An 18,599-nucleotide genomic window follows, 5' to 3' on the forward strand; every position below is an offset into this window, starting at 1 on the left:
ATTGACCAAGATACTTAAGTGAGTATCTTTTTTTGGTTATTTGTCAACTGTAGTGGATTACCAAAAAGTCATACTCTGGAGAGGACTAAATCAGTCCTCTCCTTTTTGATATTCAAAGCGACGAGAATTCTAGTTTTAAAATTGTCAAAGTTCCGAAAGCCAAAGATATTGCGTTTGATGAGTTTTATGAGATGATTAGTTGCTTCCAGTTTGGCTTTGGAATAGAGTGATTCAAGGGCAGTAATGATTTTTTCTTTGTCCTTGAGAAAGGTTTGAAAGACAGCCTGAAAGTGATTTCGAATAATCGCTTGTGTTCTGCATTCAAGGACAGTGATAATATTGAGATTCTTAAAGCCTTGTACGGATAAAACTCATTTTAAAGGCGTACTCGTCTCAGGACATAGTCTTATGAAGTCGACTAAAGTCATTGAGCTTCCGAATGACGATTGAAGTTGAAATGGAAAGCTGGTGAGCGATATCGGTCATAGAAGTTTTTTCAACTAGTTTTTGAGCAATGATAGCACTTTAAACGGCGTTTTTAAGGAGAATTCTAGTAGGCATGCCAGTCGTTTCAGGGGAAGGAATCTTAGACGGTTTTTGGAAATCATATTTCTTCAGTGATTTCCTTGTGAGTATCCATATTGATGATATCTAGAATCTGGATATTAGGGTCTTTAATATCGAGTAGTTTTGTGATAAAATATAATGGTTCCATATGATTCTTTCTAATGATGGTTTGATCGCTTTTCATTATAGATCTTATGGGACTTTTTTCTACAACAAAATAGACTCCATCATATCTATAGGGGATTGACCAACTACAAATATTATAGAATCTGCAAACAACACCCCATGACTAGAAGATTCTTCTAATCATGGGGTGTTTTCTCTATAGAAGGGCTAGGTTATACTCTTCGAAAATCTCTTTGAACCACTTCAGCTTCGCTTTATCTACAACCTCAAAGCTGTGCTTTGAGCAGCCTGTGGCTAATTTCCTAGTTTACTCTTTGATTTTCATTGAGTGTTAGTTCTTTTTCTTGTTTTTTATCAACCATCCAAGTCCGAGCAGGGCAAGGATACTGAATCCAGCAAGGGCAAGGAGGGATTTACTCTCAGTTCCTGTGTTTGGAAGGAGGTTTTGAGAGTGAGCCTCTGCAGCAGTTTCTTGAGTTTCAGGATTGGCTGCTAGGTTTTGGGCTTGATCTTGTTCTTGTTCGACTTTCAAGCTAGAAAGATCAAATTCTGGCTTTTCTTCCACAGCTGGGGCGACAATGGCGCCACCTTGAGACAAGCGGAGAACAACAGCAGTGAGAGCGTTCAATTTCAAGCCTTTTTCAGTCCATTCAAGGCCTTGAGGTTTAGCGATTCCTACTGGTCCTGCTTGATTTTCATCAGCCAAGACTTCGGCCTTTCTCAAGTGAGCAAAGGCAGTTCCCAAGTTGAATTCGCGAGCCTTATCATCTGCATTGACAAAGACTGCGTAGACATCGCCGTTTGGAGCTGTGATTTGGTAGCCGATGACCACGTCTTCTTTTTCAACGCCATTTTGGCCTGGGACAGTGATGAGTTGGACGCGTTCTTTGATATCTTGTAGACTCTTGAGTCGGAAGGCGTCTGTAGATTGACGAAGGGCAATCAATCCTTTCATGTAGTCACGGCTCTTGACATTTTCAGGATATGCTTTGCTATCTGTAGCCTTGGTCCAATCAAACTTGTTGACAGCATCACTAGAGTCGTAAGAATCATGGATAAAGTAAGGATAGACAAACGGCTTGCCGTCCTTATCACGCAACAAGTGAGACTTGTTTGGAACCTTATCCTCTGAGACAGGAGTCTTATAGGCTGGATCAAGGAATTGTTTGGTACGTCCGTATTCCTGACCAGAGTGGATAAACGGAGTTCCTTGAGCAGTCAAAACCATGAGGTTTCCAAGTCGCAAACGGCGATGGATTTCAGCATAGTTCTCAGCCTTGCTTGGGTCTTTTTTGATAGACTGGGCAATGATATCAAAGAGGGTCAAGTTATCATGAGCCGCGATATACTGGATAACATCTCCAGGATTGTCAGCCTCAAAGTTTGTTGGTTGGGCAATGAGATTTTTAAAGATAGTATTGATATCGCGTTTGCCACCTGTGATAAAGGCCGGTTGACCTTCGTTTGGATAGCCAGACTTGAGGTTGTTACGGATGTCGTCTGAAAAGACAGCGACAGTATCTGTTTTCTTCATCCAATCTTGGTCAGCAGGTTGTACAGGCGCATTTTCATCACCAGTATAGGTTCTCCAGCCTTCACCTAGCATGATAAGATTTGGATTGAGGGCGCGTGCAGCTTTGTATGCTTCTTCGATTGAAGCCGCATCGTGGTCACCCATCATATCGAAACGGAAACCATCCACTTTGTAGGTTTCAACCAGATACTTGATAGAGTCTACCAAGACACGTTTAGACATGTAGTGGGTAGTTCCCAAACGGCCGCCTCCAAAGCTAGTCCGTGGAGTTCCATCAGCATCCATAAAGTGATAGTAGTTTGGCTCAATATCCTCAAAAATGTCAACATTTGCAGTATGGTTGTAGACCACGTCCAAGATGGCACCCATGCCACGTTTATGGATTTCGTTGATGAGGTTTTTAAATTCTGCGATTCGTTTTTCTGGATCCTTAGGATCGCTTGAGTACATACCAGTCAAGGAGAAGTAGTTTTGAGGGTCATATCCCCAGTTGTAATTACTGTTGCTTGAAGCGTAGGCAGACAAACGTTCATGATTTTTCAATTCATTGACAAAGTAGTAAGACAAGACAGGAAGGAGTTGGATATGAGTCACACCCAAGTCTTTGAGATAGTCTAGTTTTTCGATAAAGGCTTCAAAGGTACCAAATGGCTTGGTCAAGTCTTTTGCGATGGCAGGATCCGAAGTGAAGTCACGTACATGAGCTTCATAGATAACGGCATCTTCGCGTGATTTGAAGTTACGAATCTTTCCATAGGTCAAGTCTTGCGGACCTAACTTCGCTGGATCGACAAAGGCAGCCTTAGCGACCTTATGAGCGGCATCTGTTTTTGCTAGGTCACTGTTCCAAGCCGCTAATGATTTGGCATAAGGGTCAAGAACGAGGACAGTTTTACCTTGGCGCTCGATTTGGTAGTGGTAGTAGTAGCCAGTGTAGTTGCTGATACCGAGACCAGAGTTTGCATCCAGAGTTTGTTTCCAGGTTCCTTTTTCTCCTTTCTCAAGGGCGATAGTTCCGACTACCTTTTCAGGGTCTTTCTTGTCATAGACAACAACGGAAACCTTATCAGCACTTGGAGACCAGAGGGTAAGGTCAACACGCTTGCCATCTTCTTTTAGAGTTGCGCCGAGTGGCCCATCGTAACTGTAGGATTCATCCTTGAGGCGCCAGCTTGAACGTGTGGTAAAGCGGTCTGAATTGTAGCTGACAGTGTACGGGTGTTGGGTGTCAGAGAAGTCGCCGATGTAGGTCACTTTTTTACCTGCCTCATCCACTTCCACGTCTGTGATAGCTACTTTATTCCCTTGGTAATCAGTGATGCTGGAGTGTTTGAGGATGTCGTCTTTCTTAGCCCCAACGAGGGTAGAAAAACTGCTTTCGATACGAGATTTAGCCACGTGTTGGGCACCAGTCATGCGGATATCGTGTACATAGTAAGGGTTGGTATAGATGGTTTCGTCATCATCTTTGAGGAAGATTTGACTGTGATTTTTTAGATCAGTGAATTTATAATCTTCTTTTCTGATTTTCACATCATCGCCTTTCTTGCTTTCGTCTAGTAATAAAAATCCAAATTCTCTTGCAGCTTCATTGAGTGGGATATCAATGTAACGGCCATGTTTTCCAGTTGCAGTAAAGTCAGTACCGTCAGGCCATTCTCCACTGCTTGGGTTTTTGACATCGCCCCAATACCAAAGAGATTTCTTGTCATAGTTGCCATCGGTGCGGTAGTAGTTGACACGAACAGTACCTGCTGGCTGAGGACGGTAGTTGTATACCTTATAGTTTTCATCTAGCCAGGCCTCGTTCATTTTTGGAGAGAGGCGCTCTACAGAACGGTCCCCTGTCAGGTTATCCCCCTTGGCATTGTTGATAAGGAAGCTGACTTTCTTGGCTTTCTCATTTTTGAGTTTTACATCTAGGTAATAGCCGTAGTCATCTTGCTTGGCATCCTTGAAGGACTTGGCTCCATTGGGCCAGTTTTCAGACGGTTTTTCAACATCGTCCCAAGTCCAAAGACCTTGAGAATCTTTGTTTTCTTCAGGGAGTTTTTTTACATGGATGCGGAAGTGGTTGTCTGCGATGGGTTCTTCAGAAGATGTGTCTGCTTGTGGTTTTTGATCTGAAGTTGGCGTCGAAGTGCTGACATCTACATTCTCTTCCTTGCTGTTAGCCTGGCTTGTAGTAGCATCTTCTGTTTTAGGTGTTTCTGCTGCTGTTGTAGTTTCCACAGCTGGAGCTTCTTTTTTAGCGTCAAGGGAAGCGTTTGCATTCTTTTGTTCAGAAATCGGCGTTTCCTTTTGAGTTTGACTAGTTTCAGTCTCAGTAGGGGCCTTGGTCACAACGCTAGTCTTTTCCTGAGTTTGGGGAAGGTTTTCATTAGCCGAAATAGTTGGCATTGCAGCAGAAAGCAAGACAATGCTGGCACCAATAAGGACAGAACCAGTTCCGTTTTTCAAAGAACGGATACCGTAAATCATTTTTTTCTCAGTTTGAGATGGGATCTTTTTCATCACAATTCTCCTTGTGTAGTTGTTCCTTATCAGTATAGCACGAGGTAAACATTAGCGCAAGCGTTTTCCTAGTTTTTGAGAGAAAATATAATGCTTCATTCTCTTGAAATTTTAAAATAATATATAGGAAAAGATTGTTTAAAAAATAGTAAAAAATCTTGAAAAATCTGCTTAAATAAGGTATAATATGAATAATCATTTGTCGTAGGTTTTGTCTGAAATATTGTCCAGACAAGACTCACAGCAGTTAAATCTTCTGAAAAAGTCAGATTTAGCTGCTCTTTTTGTGCTTTTTTTCAGATTTTCGAGTACTTGTAACAAAGATTTAAAGATTCTGAAAATTCATCAAAGGGACACGGTGATAGGGGTTTTAAAACCATATGACGATTAGAAAAGCCTGATTGACGAGGCTTGGAACTTATTTAAAAAGGAGAATCATCTTGGCAGGACATGACGTTCAATACGGGAAACATCGTACCCGTCGTAGTTTTTCAAGAATCAAAGAAGTTCTTGACTTACCAAATTTGATTGAAATTCAAACGGATTCATTCAAGGATTTCCTAGACCACGGACTTAAGGAAGTATTTGAAGATGTATTGCCGATTTCAAACTTCACAGACACAATGGAGCTGGAATTTGTTGGCTATGAGATTAAGGAACCAAAATACACGCTCGAAGAAGCACGTATCCACGATGCTAGCTACTCAGCGCCCATTTTTGTAACCTTCCGCTTGATCAATAAAGAAACAGGCGAAATCAAGACCCAAGAAGTCTTCTTTGGTGATTTCCCAATCATGACAGAAATGGGTACTTTCATCATCAATGGTGGTGAACGTATTATCGTTTCTCAGTTGGTCCGCTCACCAGGTGTTTACTTTAATGACAAAGTAGACAAGAACGGTAAAGTAGGCTACGGCTCAACTGTTATCCCTAACCGTGGAGCTTGGTTGGAACTTGAAAGCGACTCAAAAGACATCGCTTATACTCGTATCGACCGTACTCGTAAGATTCCATTCACGACCTTGGTTCGTGCGCTTGGTTTCTCAGGTGATGATGAAATCTTTGATATCTTTGGTGATAGCGAATTGGTTCGCAATACTGTTGAAAAAGATATCCACAAGAATCCAATGGACTCTCGTACAGACGAAGCCTTGAAAGAAATCTACGAACGCCTTCGTCCAGGTGAGCCTAAGACTGCTGAGAGCTCACGTAGCTTGCTTGTGGCACGTTTCTTCGACCCACGCCGCTACGATTTGGCCGCAGTTGGTCGTTACAAGATCAATAAAAAACTCAATGTTAAAACACGCTTGCTCAACCAAACCATTGCGGAGCCATTGGTAGACCCTGAAACTGGTGAAATCTTGGTAGAAGCTGGCACCGTTATGACTCGTAGTGTGATTGAGAGCATTGAGCACCACTTGGATGGCGACTTGAACAAGATTGTTTATATTCCAAACGATGCAGCTGTTCTGACAGAACCAGTTGTGCTTCAAAAATTCAAGGTTGTTGCTCCAACGGACCCAGACCGTGTTGTAACCATCATTGGAAATGCCAACCCAGACGACAAGATTCGTGTTGTAACTCCTGCAGATATCCTTGCTGAGATGAGCTACTTCCTCAACTTGGCGGAAGGCATTGGACGTGTGGATGATATCGACCACCTTGGGAACCGTCGTATCCGTGCAGTTGGTGAATTACTTGCCAACCAAGTACGTCTTGGACTTTCTCGTATGGAACGTAATGTCCGTGAACGTATGTCTGTTCAAGACAATGAAGTCTTGACACCACAACAAATCATCAATATCCGTCCTGTAACAGCTGCAGTTAAAGAATTCTTTGGTTCATCACAGTTGTCACAGTTTATGGACCAACACAACCCGCTTTCTGAGTTGTCTCACAAACGCCGTTTGTCAGCCTTAGGACCTGGTGGTTTGACACGTGACCGTGCTGGATATGAAGTACGTGACGTGCATTACACTCACTATGGTCGTATGTGTCCAATCGAGACACCTGAAGGACCTAACATCGGTTTGATTAACAACTTGTCATCTTACGGACACTTGAATAAGTATGGCTTTGTTCAAACACCATACCGTAAGGTTGACCGTGAAACAGGTGTTGTGACCAACGAAATCGTTTGGTTGACAGCCGATGAAGAAGATGAATTTACTGTAGCGCAGGCTAACTCTCGCCTCAACGAGGACGGTACTTTTGCTGAGAAAGTTGTCATGGGACGTCACCAAGGGGTAAACCAAGAGTATCCAGCAGAAGTGGTTGACTACATGGACGTGTCACCAAAACAAGTAGTTGCCGTTGCGACAGCATGTATTCCTTTCTTGGAAAACGATGACTCAAACCGTGCCCTCATGGGTGCCAACATGCAACGTCAGGCTGTGCCTTTGATTGATCCAAAAGCACCTTACGTTGGTACTGGTATGGAATACCAAGCAGCTCATGACTCTGGTGCTGCTGTGATTGCTCAGTATGGTGGTAAAGTTACTTACGCAGATGCTGACAAGGTAGAAGTACGCCGTGAAGATGGTTCGCTAGACGTTTACCACATCCAAAAATTCCGTCGTTCTAACTCAGGTACTGCTTATAATCAACGTACACTTGTTAAGGTTGGTGATGTCGTTGAAAAAGGCGACTTTATTGCTGACGGACCTTCTATGGAAAAAGGGGAAATGGCGCTTGGACAAAACCCAATCGTTGCCTACATGACATGGGAAGGTTACAACTTCGAGGATGCCGTTATCATGAGCGAACGCTTGGTCAAAGACGATGTCTACACATCTGTCCACCTCGAGGAATACGAATCAGAAACACGCGATACAAAGCTTGGGCCTGAAGAAATCACTCGTGAAATTCCAAACGTTGGTGAAGATGCCCTCAAAGATCTTGACGAGATGGGAATTATCCGTATCGGTGCTGAGGTCAAAGAAGGCGATATCCTTGTAGGTAAAGTAACACCTAAGGGTGAAAAAGACCTTTCAGCTGAAGAACGTCTCTTGCACGCTATCTTTGGAGACAAGTCTCGTGAAGTGCGGGATACTTCTCTTCGTGTACCTCACGGTGCCGATGGTGTCGTTCGTGATGTTAAGATCTTTACCCGTGCAAATGGAGATGAGTTGCAATCAGGTGTTAACATGCTGGTTCGCGTCTACATCGCTCAAAAACGTAAGATCAAGGTCGGAGATAAGATGGCCGGACGTCACGGAAACAAAGGGGTTGTCTCTCGTATCGTTCCTGTAGAAGACATGCCTTATCTTCCAGACGGAACTCCAGTCGATATCATGTTGAACCCACTTGGGGTGCCATCCCGTATGAATATCGGTCAGGTTATGGAACTCCACCTTGGGATGGCAGCTCGTACTCTTGGTATTCATATCGCAACACCAGTCTTTGACGGAGCAAGTTCGGAAGACCTTTGGGACACTGTTAAAGAAGCAGGTATGGACAGTGATGCCAAGACAATCCTTTACGATGGACGTACAGGTGAGCCGTTTGACAACCGTGTATCAGTTGGTGTCATGTACATGATCAAACTCCACCATATGGTTGATGATAAATTGCACGCTCGTTCAGTTGGACCTTACTCAACCGTTACTCAACAACCACTTGGAGGTAAAGCTCAGTTTGGTGGACAACGTTTCGGTGAGATGGAAGTTTGGGCTCTTGAAGCCTATGGTGCGTCAAATGTCCTTCAAGAAATCTTGACTTACAAGTCTGACGATATCAACGGACGTTTGAAAGCTTATGAAGCTATTACAAAAGGAAAACCAATTCCAAAACCAGGTGTTCCAGAATCCTTCCGAGTTCTTGTCAAAGAATTGCAATCTCTTGGTCTTGACATGCGTGTCCTTGACGAAGATGACCAAGAAGTAGAACTTCGCGACTTGGATGAAGGAATGGACGAAGATGTCATCCACGTAGATGATCTTGAAAAAGCCCGCGAAAAAGCAGCCCAAGAGGCAAAAGCAGCTTTTGAAGCAGAAGAAGCTGAGAAAGCAACAAAAGCGGAAGCAACAGAAGAAGCTGCTGAACAAGAATAAGCAGTTCACTTAGAATAGAAAGGGAAGAAATAGTGGTTGATGTAAATCGTTTTAAAAGTATGCAAATCACCCTAGCTTCTCCAAGCAAAGTCCGTTCATGGTCTTATGGAGAAGTCAAAAAACCTGAAACAATCAATTACCGTACCTTGAAACCAGAACGTGAAGGACTCTTTGACGAAGTCATCTTTGGTCCTACAAAAGACTGGGAATGTGCTTGTGGGAAGTACAAACGCATTCGTTACAGAGGGATTGTTTGTGACCGCTGTGGGGTTGAAGTAACGCGTACGAAAGTTCGTCGTGAGCGTATGGGGCACATCGAGTTGAAAGCTCCTGTATCTCACATCTGGTACTTCAAGGGGATTCCAAGCCGTATGGGCTTGACCCTTGATATGAGCCCTCGTGCCCTCGAGGAAGTTATCTACTTTGCGGCTTATGTGGTGATTGATCCGAAGGATACTCCACTTGAGCATAAGTCAATCATGACAGAGCGCGAATACCGTGAGCGCTTGCGTGAGTATGGCTATGGATCATTCGTTGCCAAGATGGGTGCCGAAGCCATCCAAGACCTTTTGAAACAAGTAGATCTTGAAAAAGAAATTACTGAACTCAAAGAAGAGTTGAAAACAGCTACTGGACAAAAACGTGTCAAAGCCATCCGTCGTTTGGATGTTTTGGATGCCTTTTATAAGTCTGGAAACAAACCTGAATGGATGATTCTCAACATTCTTCCAGTTATTCCACCAGACCTTCGTCCGATGTTGCAGTTGGATGGTGGCCGCTTTGCCTCATCTGACTTGAACGACCTTTACCGTCGTGTTATCAACCGTAACAACCGTTTGGCTCGTTTGCTTGAGTTGAATGCACCTGGTATCATCGTTCAAAATGAGAAGCGTATGCTTCAAGAAGCGGTTGACGCTTTGATTGACAATGGTCGTCGTGGTCGTCCGATTACAGGACCAGGTAGCCGTCCACTGAAATCATTGAGCCACATGCTTAAAGGGAAACAAGGGCGCTTCCGTCAAAACTTGCTCGGTAAACGTGTTGACTTCTCAGGACGTTCCGTTATCGCCGTTGGTCCAACTCTTAAGATGTACCAATGTGGTGTGCCACGTGAAATGGCTATCGAGCTCTTTAAACCATTCGTCATGCGTGAAATCGTTGCCCGTGACATCGTGCAGAACGTCAAAGCGGCTAAACGCTTGGTGGAACGTGGAGACGAACGCATCTGGGATATCCTTGAAGAAGTAATCAAAGAACACCCAGTTCTTTTGAACCGCGCACCGACCCTTCACCGTTTGGGTATCCAAGCTTTCGAACCAGTCTTGATTGATGGTAAGGCCCTTCGCTTGCACCCGCTTGTCTGTGAAGCCTACAATGCCGACTTTGACGGGGACCAAATGGCCATCCACGTACCGCTTTCAGAAGAAGCTCAAGCAGAAGCGCGTATCTTGATGTTGGCTGCTGAGCATATCTTGAACCCGAAAGATGGTAAACCAGTTGTTACTCCATCTCAGGACATGGTTTTGGGGAACTACTACTTGACTATGGAAGAAGCTGGTCGTGAGGGTGAAGGAATGGTCTTCAAAGACCGTGACGAAGCTGTTATGGCTTACCGCAATGGCTATGTTCACCTTCACTCACGTGTTGGTATTGCAACAGATAGCCTCAACAAACCATGGACAGAAGAGCAAAAACACAAGGTCTTGCTGACAACAGTTGGTAAAATCCTCTTCAACGACATCATGCCAGAGGGTCTGCCTTACTTGCAAGAACCAACAAATGCCAACTTAACAGAAGGTGTTCCAGCTAAATACTTCTTGCCACTAGGTGGAGATATCAAGGAAGCAATCAGCAATCTTGAACTCAACCCTCCATTCAAGAAGAAAAATCTTGGGAATATCATCGCTGAAATCTTCAAACGTTTCCGTACGACAGAAACTTCTGCCCTACTTGACCGCATGAAGAACCTCGGATACCACCACTCAACTCTTGCAGGTTTGACAGTGGGTATTGCCGATATCCCAGTCGTTGAAGACAAGTCCGAAATCATCGAAGAATCACACAAACGTGTAGAACAAATCACCAAACAATTCCGTCGTGGTATGATCACAGACGACGAGCGCTACAACGCTGTTACAGCTGAATGGCGTGCAGCCCGTGAAAAATTGGAGAAACGTTTGGTTGCCAACCAAGATCCTAAGAACCCAATCGTTATGATGATGGACTCTGGAGCCCGTGGTAACATCTCAAACTTCTCACAGCTTGCCGGTATGCGTGGTCTGATGGCCGCTCCGAACGGACGTATCATGGAATTGCCAATCCTTTCAAACTTCCGCGAAGGTCTGTCAGTACTCGAAATGTTCTTCTCAACTCACGGTGCCCGTAAAGGTATGACCGATACGGCCCTTAAGACAGCCGACTCAGGTTATTTGACTCGTCGTTTGGTTGACGTTGCCCAAGACGTTATCATCCGTGAGGACGACTGTGGAACAGACCGTGGTCTCTTGATCCGTTCTATCGCAGAAGGAAAAGAGATGATCGAGTCACTCGAAGAGCGTCTCAATGGTCGTTACACCAAGAAAACTGTTAAACATCCAGAAACTGGTGCAGTGATCATCGGTCCAAATGAGTTGATTACAGAAGACAAGGCGCGTGAAATTGTTAATGCTGGCGTGGAGGAAGTAACCATCCGTTCCGTATTTACATGTAACACTCGTCATGGTGTCTGCCGTCACTGTTACGGTATCAACTTGGCGACAGGTGATGCGGTTGAAGTTGGTGAAGCAGTTGGTACAATCGCTGCCCAATCTATCGGGGAACCTGGTACACAGCTTACAATGCGTACCTTCCACACGGGTGGGGTTGCCTCAAATACCGATATCACTCAGGGTCTTCCTCGTGTCCAAGAAATCTTTGAAGCCCGCAATCCTAAAGGGGAAGCGGTCATCACAGAGGTCAAAGGACAAGTTACTGCCATCGAAGAAGACGCGTCAACTCGTACCAAGAAAGTCTTTGTTAAGGGTGAAACTGGCGAAGGTGAGTACGTGGTTCCATTTACAGCACGTATGCGTGTTGAAGTTGGAGACCAAGTCTCTCGCGGTGCAGCATTGACAGAAGGTTCTATCCAACCAAAACGTCTCCTTGCTGTTCGTGATGTCTTATCAGTTGAAACTTACCTTCTCGGTGAAGTACAAAAAGTTTACCGTAGCCAAGGGGTAGAAATCGGTGACAAACACATCGAGGTAATGGTTCGTCAAATGATCCGTAAAGTTCGTGTCATGGATCCAGGTGACACAGATCTTCTTATGGGTACCCTCATGGATATCAACGACTTTACAGATGCTAACAAGGATGTTCTTATCGCAGGTGGAGTTCCAGCGACTGGTCGCCCAGTTCTTATGGGAATCACCAAAGCCTCACTTGAAACAAACAGTTTCTTGTCAGCGGCTTCCTTCCAGGAAACAACTCGTGTCCTTACAGATGCGGCCATCCGTGGTAAGAAAGACCATCTCCTTGGACTCAAGGAAAATGTTATCATCGGTAAGATCATCCCAGCAGGTACTGGTATGGCTCGCTACCGTAACCTTGAACCACAGGCTATCAATGAAGCAGCATATCTGGCTCCAGAACAAGAAGAGACAGAAAATGCTCCAGTAGACGAAACTGTGGAAATCCAAGTTGAAGAAACAGTAGAATAAAAGCAAACGAGAGAACCTTTGGGTTCTCTTTTGTTTTACACTTCTGCCTATTGGGGTTAGGTGAGCACGACGCAATATCTCTCAAATCGCTTCAACTGTTTTTCATTTTTGTCAGTTGAGCGTCAAAATTGGACATTTGAGACGAGAGGGGAATTTTTATCTTTCTCGCAGAGTATAATCATGTATACGAAGGGAGAACTGAAAATGATAAAATCAATTCGCATCTTATTGTTGCTGGCTTTGATCCAGATTAGTCTGAGTAGCTGTTTACTGTGGAAGGGAGCCATCTTAACCTTAAAGCAATCAAGCGCCTATTTTCTAGTGTTTATCGTATTGGCATCAGGTCTGTGCGCGGGGATGAATTTCTTTTATACCCAAGATCAGGATGTCCATAGCATTATAAATAGTCAGAAAAAAGTGAAACTATTTTATAGTACCTTGTTGGTTTTAAACCTAGTAGGTGTCTGTCTGGTGTTGTCGGAGACTATTTTGACACAGACAGCTTTTCAGCAAGAGCTGGTAGATCTTTTCTTGCCCTCCTTCTTTTTCTTGTTTGGCATTGATTTACTTGTCTTTTTACCGTTTGAAAAATACAGCCGAGATTTGGGAACCACTCTCAATAAGAAAAAAACAGTTATCCTGACAGTTCTCGCAACCTTGCTGTTCTTAAGAAATCCAATGACGGTTTTATCTATTGTTTTTTATGTTGGTTTGGGATTCATTTTTGCTCGATTTTTATTTCCAAAATCTATGAGAAGAGAATTTTCTTTTTACGGTCATGTGATCCGAGATATTTTACTTGTTAGCGCCATGTGTATATTCTTTTAAAAACACTTGTCTATCAATAAAAATCCCTTATTTTACCAAAGTTGTTATAGTAAGTTTGTAAGAAAAATTCACACAAAAGAAAACTTTTTGGTATAATAGTAGCATGTACACAAAAAATGAAGAAGAGCTGATTAATCTGGGAGAACGCCTAGGAACCTTGCTCCAAAAAAATGATGTTTTGATCTTGTCTGGGGAATTGGGTGCTGGTAAAACAACCTTTACAAAGGGTCTTGCCAAGGGCTTGGGGATTCGTCAGATGATCAAAAGTCCAACCTACACCATCGTGAGAGAGTATGAAGGTCGTCTTCCACTTTACCACTTGGATGTCTATCGGATTGAAGGGGATGCTGATTCGATTGACTTGGATGAGTTTCTCTTTGGTGGTGGTGTGACCGTTATCGAGTGGGGACATCTTTTGGGTGAGGATTTGCCAGATTCCTACTTGGAGTTGGAACTCTTGAAAGAGGCTGAGGGTCGTCGCCTCTATTTTACCGCTCAGGGTTCTCGTGCTGTGGAATTGATTAAGGAGCTTCAAGATGGAGTATGAACTTTGTATTCGTGAGGCTGAAGCTCATGATGCAGCTGCTTTGGTTGCATTCTTGGATTTAGTTGGACAGGAGACAGATTTCACCAGTCTGGATGAAAATGGTATCCTGATGACAGAATCTGAAATGGCGCTTTTTATTGAAAAGCAAGCGACTTCAGATAATCAAATCACTCTCCTAGCCCTCCTGAATGATGAAATTGCAGGTGTTTTGAACATCACGGCAGAGCAACGTATACGGATTCGTCACATTGGGGATATCTTTTTGGTCATCCAAAGGAAGTTTTGGAATCATGGCTTAGGAAGCATACTCCTTGAAGAGGGAATTGAGTGGGCTAAAACCAGTGGAGTTCTGCGTCGTTTGCAGCTCAGTGTACAAAAGCGCAACGAGGCGGCTATCCACCTCTATTCAAAATTTGGATTTGTTACAGAAGGCTTACAAGAAAGAGGAGCCTATTTAAAAGAAGGGATATTTTTAGACGTTTACCTGATGGGTAGACTGATAGATAAATGATAAGATGGTAAAAAAAATAATCGGAATGCTACTAGCTTTTCTAGCAGTAACGGCTTTAGGTGTGGGTGCATATGCCTATACTATTTATTATCAAGGAACTGAAACCTTAAGTAAAAAAACTTATAAGAAAATTGGTGAAGAAACCAACGTGATTGAGGCGACAGAGCCTTTGACCATTCTTTTGATGGGGGTAGATACGGGAAATGTAGAACGTACAGACCCTTGGGCGGGGAATAGTGATTCCATGATTCTTCTGACAGTCAATCCGAAAACCAAGAAAACCACTATGATGAGTTTAGAACGGGATATTTTGACCAAGATTGAGACTGGAAACGGCCAAGTTCAGGAAGCAAAACTCAATGCTGCCTATGCCAATGGCGGTGCAGAGTTGGCTATTTCAACCATTCAAAAAATGATGAACATTCATATTGATCGTTATGTGATGGTCAACATGCAAGGACTCCAACAGCTAGTTGATGCAGTTGGGGGCATCACAGTCAACAACACACTCGGTTTTCCAATTTCGATTGCTGATCAGGAAGAATTTAATAAAATCTCGATTGGAGTCGGTGAGCAAACTTTGAATGGTGAGGAAGCTCTGGTCTATTCACGGATGCGTTATCAGGATCCTGAGGGAGACTATGGTCGTCAAAAACGACAACGTGAAGTCATTCAAAAGATTATGGAAAAGGTCTTGAGCCTCAATAGTATCAGTCATTATCAAGCTATCTTAAAAGCGCTTAGTGATAATATGCAGACAAATGTTGATTTGTCTGCCTCCAGTATCCCACAACTACTTGGTTACCAAGATTCCTTTAAAAACATCGAAACACATCAACTTCGTGGTGAAGATGCTGAGTTACAAGGAATCTCTTACCAAATCGTAACGAGAGAGCATATGCTGGAAATGCAAAATCTCTTGCGTCGTTCCCTAGGGAGAGAGGACGTAGCAGAGTTGGAGACCAACGCTGTTCTGTATGAGCATCTTTATGGTCGAACAGCGCCTTCAACAAATGCTTCAAGTGAGGAAATAGAATAAAAAGAAAAATCAAATCGTGGGACTTTCCTGCGATTTTTTCAAAAAGAATCCGAATAGATAGGTAGGAGGAAAGATGAAAGCAGAAATTATTGCTGTAGGAACGGAAATTTTGACAGGGCAGATCGTCAATACCAACGCCCAGTTTTTGTCAGAAAAGCTAGCAGAAATTGGAGTAGATGTCTACTTCCAAACAGCTGTCGGAGATAATGAAGCGCGTCTCATGTCCTTACTAGAGATTGCGAGCTTGCGTAGCAGTCTAGTCATTTTGACAGGGGGCTTGGGGCCAACTGAGGATGATTTAACCAAACAAACTCTGGCAAAATTTTTGGGAAAAAACTTAGTGTTTGACCCTCAAGCGCAAGAGAAACTGGATGTCTTTTTTGCTCAAAGGCCAGACTATGCTCGGACACCCAATAACGAGAGGCAAGCACAAATTGTAGAAGGGGCAACTCCACTGCCAAATGAGACAGGCTTAGCGGTAGGAGGGGTATCGGAAGTAGATGGCGTGACCTACGTAGTCCTTCCAGGACCTCCTAGTGAGTTGAAACCCATGGTCTTAAATCAGCTCTTACCCAAGTTAATGACGGGTGCTAAGTTGTACTCACGAGTGCTCCGTTTCTTTGGGATTGGTGAAAGTCAGTTGGTGACCATTTTGGCGGATTTGATTGACCATCAAACCGATCCGACCTTGGCACCTTATGCCAAAACGGGAGAAGTGACCTTGCGCTTGTCCACAAAAGCAGTCAGTCAAGAAAAGGCTGATCAAGCCTTGGATACCTTGGAAAATCAAATCTTAGATCGCCAGACTTTCGAGGGACTCTCTTTGAGAGATATCTGTTATGGATATGGGGAAGAAACCAGTCTAGCAAGTGTCGTTGTAGAAGAGCTTAAGAAGAGACAGAAAAGCATTACGGCAGCAGAGAGCTTAACTGCAGGCCTCTTTCAGGCTACTTTAGCGGACTTTTCAGGCGTTTCAGCCATCTTTAATGGCGGTTTTGTCACCTACAGTCTAGAAGAAAAGTCCAAGATGCTGGATATTTCCGAGCAAGAGCTAAAGAAACATGGTGTCGTTTCAGAGTTTACGGCTAAAAAGATGGCAGAGCAGGCACGACTCAAGACTCAGTCTGATTATGGAGTCAGTTTGACGGGTGTGGCAGGACCAGATAGCCTAGAGGGGCATCCAGCTGGAACGGTCTTTATCGGATTGGCACATGCAAAAGGGACAGAGGTTATCAAAGCCAATATCGCAGGGCGGAGCCGAGCAGATGTTCGTCAGATTGCGGTTATGCATGCCTTTAACCTAGTTCGCAAGGCTTTATTAAGTGACTAACTTTTGATATAATAGTAGATAGGTCTTAGGACTATTAGAATACAGGAGAATAGAATGGCGAAAAAACCAAAAAAATTAGATGAAATTTCAAAAAAATTTGGAGCAGATCGTGAAAAGGCTTTGAACGATGCCCTTAAATTGATTGAGAAAGACTTTGGTAAGGGTTCAATCATGCGCTTGGGTGAGCGTGCGGAGCAAAAAGTGCAAGTGATGAGCTCAGGCTCATTGGCTCTGGATATTGCACTTGGATCAGGTGGTTATCCTAAGGGACGTATCATCGAAATCTATGGACCAGAATCATCTGGTAAAACAACAGTTGCCCTTCACGCAGTAGCGCAAGCACAGAAAGAAGGTGGCATTGCGGCCTTTATCGATGCCGAGCATGCTCTGGATCCAGCTTATGCAGCAGCCCTTGGGGTGAACATTGACGAGTTGCTTTTGTCACAACCAGACTCAGGAGAGCAAGGTCTTGAAATTGCAGGGAAATTGATTGACTCAGGTGCAGTTGACCTTGTCGTTATCGACTCGGTTGCGGCTCTTGTACCTCGTGCGGAAATTGATGGGGACATTGGAGACAGCCACGTTGGTTTGCAGGCTCGTATGATGAGTCAGGCCATGCGTAAACTTGGAGCTTCTATCAATAAGACAAAAACAATTGCTATCTTTATCAACCAATTACGTGAAAAAGTTGGGGTCATGTTTGGAAACCCAGAAACAACCCCTGGTGGACGTGCTCTGAAATTCTACGCTTCAGTCCGTTTGGATGTTCGTGGAAGCACACAAATCAAGGGAACTGGTGACCAAAAAGATACCAATGTCGGCAAGGAAACCAAGATCAAGGTCGTGAAAAACAAGGTGGCTCCACCATTTAAGGAAGCCTTTGTTGAAATCATGTACGGAGAAGGAATTTCTAAGACTGGTGAGCTCTTGAAGATCGCAAGTGATCTCGATATCATCCAAAAAGCGGGAGCATGGTACTCTTACAAGGGTGAAAAAATCGGACAAGGATCGGAGAATGCTAAGAAATACTTGGCAGATCACCCAGAGATCTTTGATGCCATCGACCATCAAGTTCGTGTTCAATATGGCTTGATTGAAGATGAAGAAGGGACAACTCCTACTTCTGGCGTTGAGGATCTAGCACCTAACCAAGAAGTAACACTTGACCTAGGCGATGGACTTGAAATCGAAGAATAACATAAAAAGTAGCAGATAGGAACTGCTACTTTTTATGTTTGTTTCAGATGAAAGAACTAATGGTCACTAAAACGACGATACTCGATATGAAAGTCAAAGTAATGTTCATCCTGTAACTTCTGGAAGATGTCGCGATAGGCTTCCTCGTCGAAATGGTCACCGCGGTAGAGAATTTCAAAACTCAAATCATCGTACTCTAGAAAAGCGTTGGCTGTTTTGAAACCATTTTGGCGATAGAAGTCCATTCTAGCCTTCCTTTGCTCCAAGTTATCGCATTCTTCATCTAATCGCTCGACTTCAAGCAACATGGTTCGCTGGTAAAAATCAGTCAGCTTTTCGATAATTTCCTTTCCGTACCCGTGGCTTCTCAGGTGGGGCATGATGGCAAAAAAGCTGATATAGAAAGCTTTGGGGTTGGAAATAGAGAAAGCAAAGCCGACAAACTCTTCCTGGTTATAAAAGGCAAAGAAGTGGGCGTCATCTCGGTCTTGATAGCGTAAAAACTCTGACAGAGGGACTCGTTCTTCCTCAGGGAAAGCTTCCTTGTTTAGCTTTTCAACCTTATCAAGATCCGGAAATGCATCGGTTATTAATTGACTGGTCAAACTCATAAATGACCTCCTTTTCTTGATTATAGCAAATTGTCCCTCTGTAAG

General features: G+C 43.7%; 10 protein-coding genes and 1 pseudogene. 8 read left to right on the forward strand and 3 right to left on the reverse strand.

The genetic code is table 11. The features are described from left to right. Window positions 1-68: 68 nt before the first annotated feature. Window positions 69-715: pseudogene (locus tag HMPREF9965_RS12900) on the reverse strand (transposase). A gap of 309 nt (window positions 716-1,024) precedes the next feature. Further along, window positions 1,025-4,741, reverse strand: coding sequence for a pullulanase (locus HMPREF9965_RS11110; RefSeq protein ID WP_000723749.1), 3,717 nt, complete (start codon window positions 4,739-4,741; stop codon window positions 1,025-1,027). A 440-nt stretch (window positions 4,742-5,181) separates the two neighbouring features. On the opposite strand from HMPREF9965_RS11110, the gene rpoB reads away from it, so the two are divergent. The 8 genes from rpoB (at window position 5,182) to recA (ending at window position 17,943) form a co-directional block, all read left to right on the forward strand. Further along, a complete protein-coding gene (rpoB, locus tag HMPREF9965_RS11115) occupies window positions 5,182-8,793 on the forward strand; it encodes a DNA-directed RNA polymerase subunit beta (RefSeq protein WP_000907171.1) in 3,612 nt (1,203 codons plus the stop codon). A 32-nt stretch (window positions 8,794-8,825) separates the two neighbouring features. Then, window positions 8,826-12,491, forward strand: a complete 3,666-nt coding sequence (rpoC, locus tag HMPREF9965_RS11120) for a DNA-directed RNA polymerase subunit beta' (protein ID WP_000228785.1) — start codon at window positions 8,826-8,828, stop codon at window positions 12,489-12,491. 204 nt (window positions 12,492-12,695) lie between these two features. Beyond that, complete coding sequence (locus HMPREF9965_RS11125) at window positions 12,696-13,319, forward strand: hypothetical protein (protein ID WP_000597398.1); 624 nt, start codon at window positions 12,696-12,698, stop codon at window positions 13,317-13,319. 103 nt (window positions 13,320-13,422) lie between these two features. Next, window positions 13,423-13,866: a tRNA (adenosine(37)-N6)-threonylcarbamoyltransferase complex ATPase subunit type 1 TsaE gene (gene tsaE / locus HMPREF9965_RS11130; protein WP_000288227.1), complete on the forward strand. Its 444-nt coding sequence runs from the start codon at window positions 13,423-13,425 to the stop codon at window positions 13,864-13,866. Beyond that, window positions 13,856-14,377: a GNAT family N-acetyltransferase gene (locus HMPREF9965_RS11135; protein WP_000455507.1), complete on the forward strand. Its 522-nt coding sequence runs from the start codon at window positions 13,856-13,858 to the stop codon at window positions 14,375-14,377. The genes tsaE and HMPREF9965_RS11135 overlap by 11 nt, the downstream gene beginning before the upstream one ends. A gap of 4 nt (window positions 14,378-14,381) precedes the next feature. Further along, window positions 14,382-15,416 carry a biofilm formation/cell division transcriptional regulator BrpA gene (brpA, locus tag HMPREF9965_RS11140; RefSeq protein WP_004244126.1) on the forward strand — a complete coding sequence of 345 codons (1,035 nt, stop codon included), beginning with the start codon at window positions 14,382-14,384 and terminating at the stop codon, window positions 15,414-15,416. 73 nt (window positions 15,417-15,489) lie between these two features. Beyond that, window positions 15,490-16,746 (forward strand): competence/damage-inducible protein A, encoded by a 1,257-nt coding sequence (locus HMPREF9965_RS11145; RefSeq protein WP_000642696.1) that lies wholly within the window; start codon window positions 15,490-15,492, stop codon window positions 16,744-16,746. A 54-nt stretch (window positions 16,747-16,800) separates the two neighbouring features. Further along, window positions 16,801-17,943, forward strand: coding sequence for a recombinase RecA (gene recA, locus HMPREF9965_RS11150; RefSeq protein ID WP_001085444.1), 1,143 nt, complete (start codon window positions 16,801-16,803; stop codon window positions 17,941-17,943). 56 nt (window positions 17,944-17,999) lie between these two features. Here recA and HMPREF9965_RS11155 read toward each other — a convergent pair whose 3' ends face one another. Continuing rightward, on the reverse strand, window positions 18,000-18,554 hold the full coding sequence (locus HMPREF9965_RS11155) for a GNAT family N-acetyltransferase (protein WP_000060279.1): 555 nt from the start codon (window positions 18,552-18,554) through the stop codon (window positions 18,000-18,002). Window positions 18,555-18,599: the final 45 nt, after the last annotated feature.

This window comes from Streptococcus mitis bv. 2 str. SK95 (assembly GCF_000222705.1).
GTDB lineage: Bacteria > Bacillota > Bacilli > Lactobacillales > Streptococcaceae > Streptococcus > Streptococcus mitis_AY.